At 69.5% G+C, this 14243-nt stretch carries 14 protein-coding genes; 10 read left to right on the forward strand and 4 right to left on the reverse strand.

Annotation, left to right across the window (positions count from 1 at the left end):
* Positions 1 to 30 precede the first annotated feature (30 nt).
* Positions 31 to 2091 (forward strand): DNA polymerase III subunit gamma and tau, encoded by a 2061-nt coding sequence (locus ACLJO0_RS03465; RefSeq protein WP_410576508.1) that lies wholly within the window; start codon positions 31 to 33, stop codon positions 2089 to 2091.
* Positions 2092 to 2108: 17 nt separating this feature from the next.
* On the opposite strand, the gene ACLJO0_RS03470 is transcribed toward ACLJO0_RS03465, so the two are convergent.
* On the reverse strand, positions 2109 to 2870 hold the full coding sequence (locus tag ACLJO0_RS03470) for an endonuclease/exonuclease/phosphatase family protein (RefSeq protein ID WP_410576509.1): 762 nt from the start codon (positions 2868 to 2870) through the stop codon (positions 2109 to 2111).
* Positions 2867 to 3847: an ArsR/SmtB family transcription factor gene (locus tag ACLJO0_RS03475; RefSeq protein WP_410576510.1), complete on the reverse strand. Its 981-nt coding sequence runs from the start codon at positions 3845 to 3847 to the stop codon at positions 2867 to 2869. Before ACLJO0_RS03475 ends, ACLJO0_RS03470 begins: the two co-directional genes overlap by 4 nt.
* Positions 3848 to 4094: 247 nt before the next feature.
* On the opposite strand from ACLJO0_RS03475, the gene ACLJO0_RS03480 reads away from it, so the two are divergent.
* Positions 4095 to 4484 (forward strand): helix-turn-helix domain-containing protein, encoded by a 390-nt coding sequence (locus ACLJO0_RS03480; protein WP_410576511.1) that lies wholly within the window; start codon positions 4095 to 4097, stop codon positions 4482 to 4484.
* Here the strand turns inward: ACLJO0_RS03480 and ACLJO0_RS03485 are convergent.
* Positions 4447 to 5289, reverse strand: coding sequence for an N-acetylmuramoyl-L-alanine amidase (locus ACLJO0_RS03485; RefSeq protein WP_410576960.1), 843 nt, complete (start codon positions 5287 to 5289; stop codon positions 4447 to 4449). The genes ACLJO0_RS03480 and ACLJO0_RS03485 overlap by 38 nt on opposite strands.
* A gap of 89 nt (positions 5290 to 5378) precedes the next feature.
* On the opposite strand from ACLJO0_RS03485, the gene ACLJO0_RS03490 reads away from it, so the two are divergent.
* Positions 5379 to 5735 carry a YbaB/EbfC family nucleoid-associated protein gene (locus ACLJO0_RS03490; RefSeq protein WP_125791073.1) on the forward strand — a complete coding sequence of 119 codons (357 nt, stop codon included), beginning with the start codon at positions 5379 to 5381 and terminating at the stop codon, positions 5733 to 5735.
* 1 nt (position 5736) lies between these two features.
* Positions 5737 to 6333 carry a recombination mediator RecR gene (recR, locus tag ACLJO0_RS03495; RefSeq protein ID WP_125784957.1) on the forward strand — a complete coding sequence of 199 codons (597 nt, stop codon included), beginning with the start codon at positions 5737 to 5739 and terminating at the stop codon, positions 6331 to 6333.
* A gap of 91 nt (positions 6334 to 6424) precedes the next feature.
* Here recR and ACLJO0_RS03500 read toward each other — a convergent pair whose 3' ends face one another.
* Positions 6425 to 7537 (reverse strand): UDP-N-acetylglucosamine 2-epimerase, encoded by a 1113-nt coding sequence (locus ACLJO0_RS03500; RefSeq protein WP_396554024.1) that lies wholly within the window; start codon positions 7535 to 7537, stop codon positions 6425 to 6427.
* 61 nt (positions 7538 to 7598) lie between these two features.
* Between ACLJO0_RS03500 and ACLJO0_RS03505 the strand changes: the two genes are divergently transcribed.
* From ACLJO0_RS03505 to ACLJO0_RS03530, 6 genes are all read left to right on the forward strand, one after another.
* Positions 7599 to 8615 carry a glycosyltransferase family 2 protein gene (locus ACLJO0_RS03505; RefSeq protein WP_410576512.1) on the forward strand — a complete coding sequence of 339 codons (1017 nt, stop codon included), beginning with the start codon at positions 7599 to 7601 and terminating at the stop codon, positions 8613 to 8615.
* Positions 8612 to 9910: a hypothetical protein gene (locus ACLJO0_RS03510; protein WP_410576513.1), complete on the forward strand. Its 1299-nt coding sequence runs from the start codon at positions 8612 to 8614 to the stop codon at positions 9908 to 9910. The genes ACLJO0_RS03505 and ACLJO0_RS03510 overlap by 4 nt, the downstream gene beginning before the upstream one ends.
* 73 nt (positions 9911 to 9983) lie before the next feature.
* Positions 9984 to 11960, forward strand: a complete 1977-nt coding sequence (locus tag ACLJO0_RS03515) for a DUF6541 family protein (RefSeq protein WP_410576514.1) — start codon at positions 9984 to 9986, stop codon at positions 11958 to 11960.
* A 59-nt stretch (positions 11961 to 12019) separates the two neighbouring features.
* On the forward strand, positions 12020 to 12721 hold the full coding sequence (locus tag ACLJO0_RS03520) for a glycosyltransferase family 2 protein (RefSeq protein WP_125791579.1): 702 nt from the start codon (positions 12020 to 12022) through the stop codon (positions 12719 to 12721).
* A gap of 12 nt (positions 12722 to 12733) precedes the next feature.
* Positions 12734 to 13171, forward strand: coding sequence for a DUF2304 domain-containing protein (locus tag ACLJO0_RS03525; protein WP_410576515.1), 438 nt, complete (start codon positions 12734 to 12736; stop codon positions 13169 to 13171).
* Positions 13172 to 13215: 44 nt separating this feature from the next.
* Positions 13216 to 13725 carry a uridine kinase gene (locus ACLJO0_RS03530; protein ID WP_410576516.1) on the forward strand — a complete coding sequence of 170 codons (510 nt, stop codon included), beginning with the start codon at positions 13216 to 13218 and terminating at the stop codon, positions 13723 to 13725.
* The last annotated feature ends 518 nt before the right edge of the window (positions 13726 to 14243 follow it).

Raw genomic sequence — 14243 nt, forward strand, 5'->3', positions numbered from 1 at the left:
CCTGTCGGCCCCTCCCGGTAGTCTCGCCGCGTGGCTCTAGCTCTATACCGAAAGTACCGTCCGGCTACCTTCGCCGAGGTCGTCGGGCAGGAGCATGTGACCGATCCGCTGCGTACGGCGCTGGCAGCCGGGCGCATCAACCACGCCTACCTCTTCTCCGGCCCGCGCGGCTGCGGCAAGACGTCGAGTGCCCGCATCATGGCGCGTTCACTGAACTGCGCGAAGGGCCCGACGCCGGATCCGTGCGGCGAGTGCAACTCGTGCCGCAACCTCGCGCCCGAAGGCCCCGGCAGCGTCGACGTCACCGAACTCGACGCCGCCAGCCACGGTGGCGTCGACGACGCCCGCGAGCTGCGGGACAGGGCCTTCTACGCCCCGGCGGACTCGCGCTACCGCGTGTTCATCATCGACGAGGCGCACATGGTCACCACCCAGGGCTTCAACGCCCTGCTGAAGATCGTGGAAGAGCCGCCGGAGCACCTGATCTTCATCTTCGCGACCACCGAACCGGACAAGGTGCTGCCCACCATCCGGTCGCGGACGCACCACTACCCCTTCCGGCTGATCCCGCCCAGCTCCATGCGTGAGCTGCTGGAACGCAACGTCGCCGCCGAGGGCGCGCAGGTCGAGCCCGCGGTGTATCCGCTGGTCATCCGCGCGGGCGGCGGTTCGGCGCGGGACACGCAATCGGTGCTGGACCAGCTGCTGGCGGGGGCGGGGCCGGACGGCGTCGACTACTCGCGCGCGGTGTCGCTGCTGGGTGTCACCGACGTCGCGCTCATCGACGGCATGGTCGACGCGCTGGCCGCGGACGACGCGGCGGCCGTGTTCGGCACCGTCGAGAGCCTCGCCGAGGCCGGGCACGACCCGCGCCGGTTCGCCACCGACCTGCTCGACCGCCTGCGCGATCTGGTGATGCTGCGTTCGGTGCCGGACGCGGGCGAGCGCGGACTGGTCGCCGCGCCGGACGACGAACTCAAGAAGATGAAGGAGCAGGCGGGCAAACTGGAGCCCGCCACGCTCTCGCGCTACGCCGACATCGTCCACAATGGACTCTTGGAGATGCGGGGCGCGACCTCGCCGCGGCTGGTGCTGGAACTGCTGACGGCGCGGATGCTGCTGCCTTCGGTCGCCGAGGGCACCGACGCGTTGCTCGCCCGTCTCGAACGGCTCGAGCGGCGTACCGCCTCGGCTCCGGCGCCCGTCGCCAATGGTCCGGCACAAGCTGCTCCGGCCGCTCCGGCCGCTCAGGCTGCGCCGGTGGCGCAGACCGCGCCCGCCCCTCCCGTGCCTTCGGGTGAACCCGTCCGCGAGTTCCAGCGGCCGTCGCGACGCCCCGCCGCACCCGCTCAGGAGCCCGCGTCGTCCCCGCAGGCCGCACCGGCACCCCAGCCCGTCGCGCGGCCGGAACCGGTCGCCGAACGGCCCGCCCCGCAACGCCCGTCCGTGCCCACCCCGCCGCCGGCCGCGCCCGCGGAGGCAGCAGCAGCGCCTTCGGGTGGCTCGACGGACGTGGACGGGATCCGCGCCCGCTGGCCGCAGGTACAGGCCGCGATCCGCAAGATCCCGGGCGGCACCGTCACCGGCGCGATGCTCACGCAGGCGAGTGTGGTGAGTGTCGATGGCAACGCCGTCACGCTCACGCACAACGCGGAACCGGTGGTCCGCAGGCTTTCCGAACCGCTGCACACGGAGCGCATCGCGGCCGCGTTCAAGGCGGTCTTCGAAGACGACTGGCAGATCCGGTGCGTCCACGGCGCCGCGCAGCCCCGGCAGGCCGCCGCTCCCAAGGCCGCGCCGGCTCCGTCCGCGCCTGAGCGTTCCTTCACCCGCCGGTCCGCCGAAGCGCCCTCCGCCGCTCCGGCGCCTCCCGCGCCGAAGCCGGAGCCCCAGCGGCCGAAGGTGGTCACGACCGAGCCCGACATCCCGCTCCCGCCCGAGCCGGTCGAGGAGGACGAGGACCTCTACAACGAGGACGCGAGCCCCGCGCCGCCGCCTCCGCCGCTCCCGCCCGAGAAGGATCCGGAAGAGATCGCCCGGAAACTGCTCGCCGACCACCTCAACGCCCGCCCCCTCGACGAACGCAAGTAGTCACCTGGATGCGGGGGTCAGCGGGTCAGGGTGACTCGCCAGGCCGGGTGATCGGTGCCGGGGATCGACGTCTTCCCGGAGCTGCCGAAGCCGAAGGCGCCCCCGGCGATGATGTGCTGCACGCTGCCGTCGCCCTTCCGGAACGACCCGGCGGGAACGCACGCCTGCGCGCTCGGATCACCCGGGTAGCGCAGGTTCAGGTCGCCGCCGAACACGGTGCCGGTGCCGTACTTCGCCAGCAGCCCCTTCAGATCCTGGCACTGCTGTTCGACCGCGGGCCGCTTCGTCGACAGGTGCGTGGTGCACGCGTTGACCGTGCCGAACTTCGCGCACAGGTAGGCGCGCTGTTCCGCCCCGCCGTCCTGAGGCCCGTAGTAGCCGCCTTCGCGCGCCTTCACCGCGCCGAGGTCCTCTCTGGCCAGCACCGCGATGCCGTACTCGCCACGCCCTGACGTGCACGGATACGGCGTCGTCCGGCCGTTCTCCTTCTTGCCGACGGGCTGCCACACGACCGTGTAGACCCGGCCCGACTGCGCCTTGACGTCGGCGGCCAGCTTCGTCGTTTCCGACGAACAGGCCTCGTTCAACGTCACGATGGCCGGGTTCACCGCGACGATCGTGCTCGCCGCCTTCGCCATCGGGTTCGTCCCGCCCTGGTCGAAGCATTTCGCGACACCGCTGCGGCACAGGTTCATCTGCAACACCGGGAAGTCCGTCGCCGCGGCGGCGGGGGCGGCCGTGCCGAGGAGCAGGGCGACGGCGGCGAGTACCGATTTCATGGAGAGGTCCCTTCGTGGAGTTCCCCGGTGAGCAGTGCCGTGCCGAGGCGGGTGAGGTGGTGCAGGATGGCGCCGCCCTGCCGGGCGCTGGAGACGAGCCCGGCCTCGCGCAGCACGGCGGCCTGTTTGCTGGCCGTGCCGATCGAGGTGCCGAGGCATGTGGCCAGCTTGCTGGTCGTACGCGGTACGCGCAGCGCCCCGAGGCTCTCGGCGCGGGTCCGGCCGAGAAGCGCCACCAGTTCGGGGGACGTGTCCGCCGGACGGGCGCTCGTCACGCGGGCGGGGTAGAGCAGCACCGGCGGCAGCGCCGGATCGATGAAGGTGACCGGCGTGTTCGCGCAGAACCGGCTCGGGATCAGGGTCAGCCCCCGGCCGCCGAGGTGAACGGTCCGCTCCCGGGGGTACGCGACCTCCAGTACCTCGCCGTCCCAGCCGCGCACGCCGGGGATGCCGCGCATCATCGCGCCCGCCCCCTCGGTGGCCAACGTGCGGACGCGGCGCGCGCGATCGGCGGCGACGGTCTCGCGCATGCTGTGCCAGAACGGCGCGATCACCAGCTCGTAGGAGTCGCGCAGGGCGCCGACTACCCCGTGCACCTCCTCGCGATCGCCGTCGGCGAGCCGTTTCACCCAGTGCGGCGCGGCGCCGGTGAACACGGTCCGGAGATCGGCGCACAACCGGCGGCGGGGTGTGCACGCCACCGCTTCGAGCCCGCTTTCGAACGATCCCGCCGAGCCGGGTGGGGTCAGGAAGTCGGGAAAGTTCCCCTTCGGCGGAACCAGCGTGAACAGCGTCTTCAGCGATCGTGCCGCTTCGTCGTTCTGCCGCGCGTTCAGCTGGACCCGCTGACGCCAGGCCGACGGGTGGTTCTCCCGCAGTTGATGTGAACCGAGGACCAGTTCCCACAACGGGTCGGGTGCTTCGGCGATCCGGATCCCTTGGAGATCCTCACGATCGAAGATCATGCGCAGAGTCATGCCATGTCCCCCTCAAGACGGCATTTCATTAGCTGGCGGTAACTCAAACGTGCCCGACGCGGCCCGGCAAGCAGTTCGGCCAGATCCGGGAGGGTGAGACGAAAACCCGGCCCTGACCTGCGGGAACGTGGGCGCCTGAGACGTCTCTGGGACGGCATGCGGCGGCAGGGTTTTCGCTGGGACGAAAAGGTGTGTCCCCGCGCGCGGCCATCGGTGACGCTTCGTGGGCACCACTCGGGGAGGGTCCATGACAGGTGGAGAGCACGGCCGCGCCCTGGCGGAACTGCTCGCGGAGCTGAAACGGCGTAGTGGTCACAGCTACGAACGGATCGGTGCCAAGGCGCAGTTGAGCCGGTCGACGGTCCATCGCTACTGCAGCGGTGTCACCGTTCCGGTCGCCTTCGGTCCGCTGGAAAGGATCGCGACGGTCTGCCGAGCCGGGCGCGACGAGCGGGCGAAGCTCTTCCGGTTGTGGGAACGCGCGGACGCGGCAAGGGGGAGGGACGCCGCGTCCGCGCCTCCCGTTCCGGCGCCAGGGAAACGGAACCGGATGGGCTGGTGGCCCCGGCGCCTGCGGTGGAAGCGGTCTTGCCGAGTCCCTAGCCCGCTAGGTAGTCCTCGATGGCCTTCGCGATGACGGCCGCGTACTGCTGACGTCCTTCTTCGCTCGCCATCGCCGCCGCCTCGGCGGCGTTGCGCATGTTCCCGCATTCGACGAGCGCGGCCGGCCGGGTCGAGAGGTTGAGACCACCGAGGTCGCCGCGCGGGGCGAGCCCGTTCGAACCGAGGTACGTCGACGTCGGGAAACCGCCCGCGCGGATGCCGTCCCGCAACGCCGTCGCGAGTTTCACCGAGGGCTCGCCCTGCTGGGGGTTCAGCGGCGGGGCGGAATAGGCGACGTGGAAACCGTGCGCTCCGGCGGAATTCGAGCCGTCCGCGTGGATCGACACGACGGCGTCCGCCTCGGCGTCGTTCCCGATCGCGGCGCGTTCGTTGACGCACGGCCCGACCCCGGTGTCGTTCTGCCGGGTGAGGATGACGCGGATTCCCTTGGCCGCCAAGGCCTGCGAGATCCGCTGCGACACATCCCAGGTGAACGCGTGCTCGGAATAGCCGGAATTCGTCGAGGTTCCGGTGGTGTTGCACGGTTTCGTCTTGCCGCGTCCCGCCGGGACCTGCTTGTTGATCTCGCCGGGCTTGCCGGAGTTGCCGCCGTTGTGGCCGGGATCGAGCACGACGACCTTGCCCGTCTTCGGCTGCCGTGTGCTCGGAGGCGGCTGAGGCGCGCTCGAAGGCGGCGTGCTCGTCGTGGGACTCGGCTGCGGAAGCGTGGTGAAGACCGTGGTGGTCCCCGGAGCGGACGGACTCGACGGCGAGGACGCGGGGGTGTCCACCCCGCACGCCGTGAACAGCGTCAAGCCGATCGCCACCATGAGGCCCATCCGTCGTCGCACGGCGCCCACGGTGCCACACGGGTGACGGCTAGGCTGGTAGGCGGCACGGGATTTTCCAGGAGAGGACCGATCGGATCATGGTGCAACCCGGTGGCGGCTTCGACCTGTCGCAGATCATGCAGCAGGCACAGCAGATGCAGCAGAAGCTGGTCGAGGCCCAGGAAGAGCTGGCCAACACGGAGGTGACCGGCACTTCCGGCGGCGGCCTGGTCACCGCGACCGTGTCCGGCGACAGTCAGCTCAAAGCGCTGGCCATCGACCCCAAGGTGGTCGACCCCGACGACGTCGAGACCCTGTCCGACCTGGTCATCGCGGCCGTGCGGGACGCCTCGGCCAACGCGCAGAAGCTCACCGAACAGAAACTCGGCCCGCTCGCCGGCGGTCTCGGCGGCGGGATGCCGGACCTCGGCGGCTTCCCCGGGCTCGGCGGCTAGCTTGTACGAGGGTGTCGTCCAGGATCTGATCGACGAGCTCGGGCGGCTGCCCGGCGTCGGTCCCAAGAGCGCACAACGGATCGCCTTCCACCTGCTGGCGGCCGATCCCGCGGATATCTCGCGCTTGCAGGAAGTGCTCGGCAAGGTCAAGGAAGGCGTGCAGTTCTGCGAAGTCTGCGGCAACGTCTCGGAACAGGAGACCTGCCGGATCTGCCGCGACACCCGCCGCGACCTCACGGTCATCTGCGTGGTCGAGGAGCCGAAGGACGTCCTCGCCGTCGAGCGGACGCGCGAGTTCAAGGGCCGCTACCACGTACTCGGCGGCGCGCTGGACCCGTTGTCCGGCATCGGGCCGGAGCAGCTGCGCATGCGTGAGCTGCTCGCGCGGATCGGCGGCGCGGAGATCAGCGAGATCATCATCGCGACCGACCCGAACACCGAAGGCGAGGCGACCGCGACGTATCTCGTGCGGATGCTTCGCGACTTCCCCGGCCTGACCGTGACGCGGCTGGCGTCGGGGCTGCCGATGGGCGGTGACCTGGAGTTCGCGGACGAGCTGACGCTGGGGCGGGCGCTTTCGGGACGACGGGCTCTCTAGGTTCGTTCAAGCGACATGAAAGGCCCCTTCATCGCAAAATTTGCAATGAAGGGGCCTTTCATGTCAGTCCGCGAGGGCGACGAGCGAAGCGTCAGCAGTAGCCCAGGCGAGCCAGCGTGTCGACGATGATCTCCGACGGGTGGAACTTGTCGACCCAGGAGTCGCCGCGGCGGTTCTGGTAGGTGTCGAGGAAGTTCTGCAGCTTGTCCCCGCGCATCTCGGTCAGCACGACGGTCTCGCCCAGGTGCTGCGGCGTCTCGGTGCGCTCGCGGTGCACGGCGCACGGCAGGCCGAGGTAGTAGCACTCGGCCGACAGGCCACCCGAGTCGGTGACGACGTATTCGGCGCGCGCGACCAGCGGCAGGAACTTCAGGTACCGCATCTTCGGCTGGATGATGAAGTTCTTCTCGTCGAAGAGGTTCGCCAGGCCGAGCGAGCGGATCTTCTCGCGCTCGGGCGCGCCCGCCATGTAGAGGATCGGCATCTGCTTGCTCTGCTCGCGCAGGATCTCGAGCGCCTCGCGGTACTTGTCCGCGCGCGAGACCAGCTCGAAGCGGTGCAGGGTGGCGAGGCCGAACTTCTCCGGCAGGCCCTCGACGTCGAGCGGGCCGTTGATGGCCATCCGCATCGCGTCGATCGCGGTGTTCGCCTCGGTGTCGACGACGACGCCGCGCGCGTTGCGGAGGTTGTTCACCTCGCGCGCGCTCGGCGCGAAGTGCATGTCGACGATCTTCGCGGCGATCTTCCGGTTCAGCTCCTCCGGCAGCGGCGACATGATGCTGCCCGACCGCGCGCCGGCCTCGACGTGCCCGACCCGCGACTTGAGGATCCGCTTCCCGATGAGCGAGCCGTACGGCGTGGTGAACGTGTCACCGTGCACCAGCACCAGCGGCGGACGGCCGTCCTCGACCAGCGCGGCCTTCAGTTCGGCGCGGCGGCTCCACGCGGTGCGCAGCACCTGCGCGGCCCAGCCCGGCACCTGCGCGGGCGACTCCAGGTTGTGCGCCTTCTCCTTCGGCACCAGCCAGACGTCGGGCTCGGGGAGGTTCAGATCGGCGAGTACGTCCGAGACCTCGTCGACGTGCTGGGCGGTGAACCAGATCTTCGGCCGGACCCCGCGTTCGAGGATGCCGTGGTAGACCGGCGCGATTTTGATCAGTTCCGCCGTGGTGCCGAGAATGAAGGAAATCACCGGAACAGCCATTCTGTCGGGGTCTGCGGTGCCCGAAGGATACTGGTGGGCCGCGCAAGGTAACCTCGCCGGGGTGAGTGCGAATTCGCTCCTCCCGGCCCTGTCCGTGGTGATCCCGGTCTACAACGAGCAGAACTGGATCGACCGCAGTGTGGGGGCGCTGATCGCGTCGGCACAGGCGGCGAACTGGCCGGTCGAGGTCGTCGTGGTCGACGACGGCAGCACCGACGGCACCGGCGACAAGCTCGCCAAGCTGCAGGAGCTGTACGGCATCACCGTGCTCACCCAGCCGAACAGCGGCCGGTTCGAGGCACGCCGGGCGGGCATCGCGAAGGCGTCCGGGCGGCAGATCCTGCTGCTCGACAGCCGCGTGATCGTGGACTCCGGCTCGCTCACCTTCCTCCGCGACCAGCTCGTGGACCATCCCGAACGCACGGTGTGGAACGGTCACGTCAACGTCGCGTCCGAACACAATCCGTATGCGGGATTCATGGCCGGGCTGGTCAAGATCCCGTGGCGCCGTTATTGCGCGAACCCGCGGTTGATGTCCTTCGGTATCGAAGAGTTCGACGTCTTCCCTAAAGGCACGGGATTCTTTTCCGCGCCGAAGGACGTTCTCGAGGATTCGTCCAACGCGTTCGAGTCGCTCTTCGAAGACGTCCGTTTCGCCAGTGACGACACGGGTGTTCTGCGCTGGATCGCCGAACGGCACCGCATCTTCCTCGCGCCCGGCTTCTCCGCGACCTACCACGGCCGGGATTCGTTCAAGAAGTTCATCGGCCAGTCGTATTTCCGCGGCACCACGTTCGTCGATTCGTATCTCGCGTCGCCGGGGCCCGCGCGCAACGGACTGTTCGCCGCCATGGCCGTCGGAGTGCTCGGGCTCGGTTTCGCCGCGAAGCGTCCGAAGACCGCTGTCGCGCTGGCCGCCGCGGGTTCGACGGCCGCCGGGTTCGCGGTGACGAAGTTCGGCGCGACCAAGGCCGAGGCCAAGGCGGTCGCCCAGCTCACCCCGGTGTTCGCCGCCGGCTTCGGCGCCGGAGCGCTCCGAGGCCTCTTCATGGCGCTGCGGGCCCGGCTGCGGCGATGAGCAGCACGGTGAGCAGCGAAAAACTGGCGAAGGACACCGGGAAATCCGCCGGGCGGATCGGCGTCTACCTGCTGATCGCGATCGCGCTCGGCTACGTCCTCACCGTCGTCTGGGGCCGGACGCTCTCGCAGGCCGACAACGCCGTCCTGCTCTCCTTCTGGGGCATGTTGATGGGGCTGGGCGCCGCCCTGTCCCCCCTTGAGCAGGAGATCTCGCGCCAGTCCGCGCACGCCGCGCTCGACGGCCGCAAGGCAGGCCGCCCGGCGGTGATCGCCTTCGCCACCAGCGCGATCGCCGTGGTGCTCGTCGGACTCGTCACGCTGTTGCCGCCGATCACCGACAAGGTCTACGGCGGCCAGTTCGCGCTCGCCGTGATCGTGCTCGCCGGCGGGCTTTCGTTCGCCTTCCAGTTCGCCGCGCGCGGTCTGCTGATCGGCCAGGACCACGTCCGGTCCTACTCGTGGCTGATCCTGGTCGAGGCCGCCGTGCGGATCCTGGTGGTCGCCGCGCTGGTGGTCGCCGGGCTCACCCAGGTCCACTGGTTCGCCATCGCCGCCGCGACCGGCTCGTTCGCCTGGCTGCTCTTCGCTCGTGGTGCCGCCAAGCTGGTCGATCCCAAGCTCGAAGCCGACGCGCCCGCGAGGCCGATCGTCAAGAACATGCTGATGCTCCTCGCGGGTGCCGGGCTCACCGCGAGCGTCATCACCGGCTACCCCGCGCTGGTCAGCCTGCTCACCCCGGGTGGCGACAAGGACAAGCTCGGCGTGCTCTTCCTCGCCCTGTTCGTGGCCAGGACGCCGCTCACGCTGATGGCGCCGGTCCAGGCACTCGCGGTCCCGACCGTGGTGCGCCTGTCCAGCACCGAGGAGGGCAAGCACCGGCTGCGGAGGCTGCTCGCGCTCGGCTCGATGGGCGCGCTGGCGCTCGGGGCGCTCGGCGCGCTGATCGGCTGGCTGATCGGCCCCTGGGCGGTTCGCCTGGTCTACGGCGCCAAGAACGACCCCGAGGCCTGGTGGATGGCCGGGCTCGTCTGGTCCTCGGTCCTGCTGGCCGCGATGCAGCTGCTCGCCGCCGTCCTCGTCGCGCAGGCCAAGGCCACGAAGGTGCTGATCACCTGGGCGGCCGTCGTCGTCGCGACCGCGCTGGTCCTGCTGTTCTTCCCGGGCGACACCGTCGTGCGCGCCGTCGTCGGCCTCGCCGCCGGACCGACCGTCGGCCTGCTGGTCGTCATGGCGTTCGTGGTGCGCGGCACGCCCGGGCCGGGCAACGCGCGGCCTTCCGAAACGTCTCGATAGTGTGGCGGCGCCATCGCGCGCCGCGAACTTCGGTGGCGTTCCTGACGCCGAATAGGGTTGGACAGCGAATTCGATGAACGTTCTTTTGGTCTTGCTGGCGTTCTGGCTGCCGGGGCTCGTCTTCGGCGGCGCGATCAGGCTGCGCGGCTGGACCCTCGCCGCCGCGGCCCCGCTGCTGACCTTCGGCCTCGTCGCCATCGGCATCCCGATCCTCGGCCGCTTCGGCATCCGCTGGACGATGCTGAACGTCGGCCTGTGGGTGCTGCTGCTGTCCCTCGTCGGCTTCGGCCTTTCGTTCCTCGTGCTCCGCTTCACCGCGAAGCGGCACCCCGAGTGGGCCGAGGACGAAGACGACGACGAGACGAAGCGCTCCCTGCGTGACCACCTGCTGATCGGCGCCGGTGTGGTGGTCGGCCTCGGCGTCGGCCTGGTCACCTTCCTGCGTGGTTCGCACAGCCTGGAGAACGTCCAGCAGGGCTGGGACGCCCCGTTCCACGGCAACCTGGTGCGCTGGATCGCCGAGCACGGCGACGCGCGCGCGTCGACCGTCGGCACCATCGCGAACCTGCCGAACCAGCACGACTACTTCTACCCCGACACCTACCACGCGCTGCTCGCCCTGATCTTCGGCAAGGGCGGCCTGACGATGATGCCGACGCTGAACCTGGCGGCGCTCATGGTCGTGCTGACCGTCCCGGTCGGCGTCGCGGCGATGTGCCGCGCCTGGCGCATGCCGGTCCTCGCGACCGCCGCCGCCGCGGCCGTGTCCACCTGGTTCACCGCGTTCCCGTACGACTCGCTGTGGCGCGGCCCGCTGTGGCCGTACGTCGCCGGCGTGGCGCTCGTGCCCGCGATGCTCGCGCTCGCCCGCCTGCTGCTCAAGCCGAACGGCGTCGCCGGACCGGTCGCGATCGGCGTCGGCGTCGCCGGGCTGGCAGGCCTGCACACCAGCCTGATCTTCGTGATCATGGTCTACTTCCTGCTGATCCTGCTCGCGGTGCTGTTCCGCTTCGAGAAGATCGACTGGCGCCGGAGCGCGGCCTCCCTGGTGGCCACGATCGGGGTGGCGGTCGTACTCGGCGTGCCACAGGTCCTGCCCGCGCTCTACAACGCGGGCGGCGTGACGAGCGCGTTCTGGGCGTCGGAGACCAGCGTGTCCGGCGCGCTCGGGCAGACCATCACGTTCTCGCCGATGGCGTCGTTCCCGCAGTGGTGGATCGGCATCCCGGCGATCATCGGCGTGTTCTTCCTGGTCCGGCACCGGCGGATGCTCTGGATGGTCGGCGCGTACGTCGTACTCGGCGGCCTGTTCGCCGCGACGATCTCGCTGGAGACCCCGCTCATCCACACCCTGACCGGCGTGTTCTACAACGACCACTGGCGGATCGGCGCGCTCGTCCCGCTGGCGGGCGCCGTCGCGTTCGGCGAGTTCGTGCACACCACGTCGGGCAAGATCGCGGAGAAGCTCGGCGAGCGCAGGCCCGGCCTGAACCCGGTCACCGCGGCCATCGCGGGCGCGGTGGTGGTCGGCCTGGTCGTCACGGTGCTGAGCAAGGGCGGCTACATCGGCCGCAACTCCGCGCGGCTCGCGATGAACTACGGCGAGGGCCCCTCGGTCAGCAAGGGCGAGGAAGCGGCCTACGCCTGGCTCGGGAAGCACGTCGTGCCGGGCGAGCGCGTGATGAACGACAAGGCCGACGGCTCGGTGTGGATGTACGCCCTTTCGGGGGTTCAGCCGGTCGAGTGGACCAACTACGGCGCCGAGTTCACCACCAAGGCGGGCTGGCTCAGCGTCTTCCTGAACGACATCAACCGCGAGCCGCGCGTGCGCGAGGCGCTCACCGACCTCAAGGTGCGTTACGTGCTCGTCGGCAAGGGCAAGGTGGCCCCCAACGCGCAGTCCGCGGTGGGTCTCCAGCGCCTCGACATCACTCCGGGTTTCAAACGCGTCTTCCACAACCTCGACGCGTCGGTTTACGAAATCGAAGGTCAGCAAGGTGTGGTCGCCGATGGCGCGCCCGCCGGGTCCGACACCGCTCACGGCCAGTAAGAAGATAGAGTGATCCAGTGTCCAGTACGTCCGTGACCACCCGCCGCGTACTCATCGTGATGCCTGCGTTGAACGAGCAGGCCAGTGTCGGCGCGGTCATTTCCCAGGTCAAGCAGTCCTTGCCGGGCATGGACGTGCTGGTCGTCGACGACGGCTCGTCCGACGACACGGCCAACCTCGCCCGCGCGGCGGGCGCGGAGGTGGCCCGCCTGGCGGTGAACCTCGGCGTCGGCGGGGCGATGCGCACCGGCTTCCGGTACGCGGCCGCCCGCGGCTACGACGTCGTCGTGCAGGTGGACGCGGACGGTCAGCACGATCCCGACGAGGTCGCCGCCCTGCTGGACGCGCTCGACGACGCCGACATCGCGATCGGCTCGCGGTTCGCGGGCAAGGGTTCGTACAAAGCGAGCGGCCCGCGGAAATACGCGATGGTCGCGCTCTCGCTCGTTTTCTCCCGGCTCGGGAAGACCAAGCTCACCGACGTGACCTCCGGGTTCAAGGCGATGGGCCCGCGCGCGATCAAACTGTTCGCCGCGTACTACCCGGCCGAATACCTCGGCGACACGGTCGAATCGCTCGTGATGGCGATCCGCGCCGAACTGAAGATCAAGGAAATCCCGGTGATCATGCGCGAACGGGCGGCCGGAACGCCGAGCCATTCGCCGGTGAAATCGGCCGTCTACCTCGGCCGCGCCGGACTCGCCCTGCTGCTGGCGCTGGTGCGCCGCCGCCCCGCCGTCGACTCGTCGGATTCGGCGTAAAAGGAGCTGATTATGGCTGGCTGGCGCATTCTCAGCATCGTCGTCGCCTGTCTCGTGCTGTTCGTCGTCCTCGAGATGATGCGACGGCGGAAACTGCGGGAAAAGTACGCGGGTGTTTGGCTCGTCCTCGCCGTCGGCGTGGTCGTGCTCGCGCTCGTTCCGCAGGCCGCCGACTTCCTGGCCAGGGTAACCGGCGTTCAGACGCCGTCGAACTTCGTATTCCTCTTGGCCGGTGTGGTGCTCGCACTGGTCGCACTGCATCTGTCGACCGAGGTCGGGCATCTCGAAGAAGAGGTCCGGACCTCCGTCGAGGAAATCGCGCTGCTCCGCTGCGAACTCGCCGACGCCCAGCGTGACTTGGAAGAACGCGTCGCCGCGCTCGAAGCGAGGACGGCCGCGCCCGACAACGTCAAAGGGCTCCCCGAAGTGAGCCCCGTACGCGCACGCTGATCGACGCCCTTTTCGCGGCCCCGCCGAGGTTGGGCGCCGTCCGCGTGCTCGCCGTCGACGGCCCGTCCGGCTCCGGGAAGTCCACGCTGGCCGGGAAGATCGTCGCCGAACTCGCCGACCGCGGCGGCTGTGGCGTCCACGTAGCGCTGGTGAGCACCGACGAGTTCGCCACCTGGGACGAGCCCGTTTCATGGTGGCCACGCCTGGAAACCGGGGTACTGGAACCGTTGCGCGCGGGCAGGCCCGGCCGCTACCGGCGGGTGGACTGGACCAGCGGCACTCCTCGACCGGGTGAAGAAGTCGAGATCCCGGTCCCCGACATCCTGGTGCTGGAAGGCGTTTCCAGTGGCCGCGCGCGGATCCGGCCGTCGTTGTCGCTGCTGACCTGGCTCGACGGCGGGAACGAGGCCGAACGCCTCGACCGCGCGACGGGCCGCGACGGCGAGGAATCCCGTGTGGACCTGCGGCGCTGGCAACTGTTCGAACGCGGGTGGTTCGCCGTGGACGGGACCCGTGCCGCGGCGGACCGGGTGCTCACCTCTCGCGAGTGGTGAGACCAAGGCCAGGCGGCGACCACGCCGGGTGGGCCGGGATCGCAGGTCCGTGAGGGACTCCTTCCTACCTTGAGGGTAGGGAAGGGCCCTTCACGTCATGCCGGGCTGACCTCAGCCCGTGCCGAGGCCACGGCGGGCGGGAACGCCATCTTGAGCCCCGGCACTAGAGCGACAGCGCGTGAAGGCCTCCCCGCAGTACATGAAGGCCCCCATCCTTGCGCCTAGGTACAGGAAGGGGGCCTTCATGTACTGCGCGCGGAACGACAGAGTCCCGCAAGGAGGCCTTCACGGACTTCAGACCCCGTCGACGGCACCTTTGTGCGGGTAGGCCTTACCACTCGCGAGAGGGGCCCGATACCCACGGATGTCCTGTTTTGTCAGTGACCCATTGGTAGTAGCGGTAAGCACCCATTTGAGTCAGTGACCCGGCACTCTGCGCGTTAGTGGTCCGAAATTGATTACACTCCGTCCAGAATTGCGGACACTTTGCGGTCGTATTGGCCGTCGTGTAGCGCGAT

This window comes from Amycolatopsis sp. lyj-108 (assembly GCF_046549005.1).
Lineage (GTDB): Bacteria > Actinomycetota > Actinomycetes > Mycobacteriales > Pseudonocardiaceae > Amycolatopsis.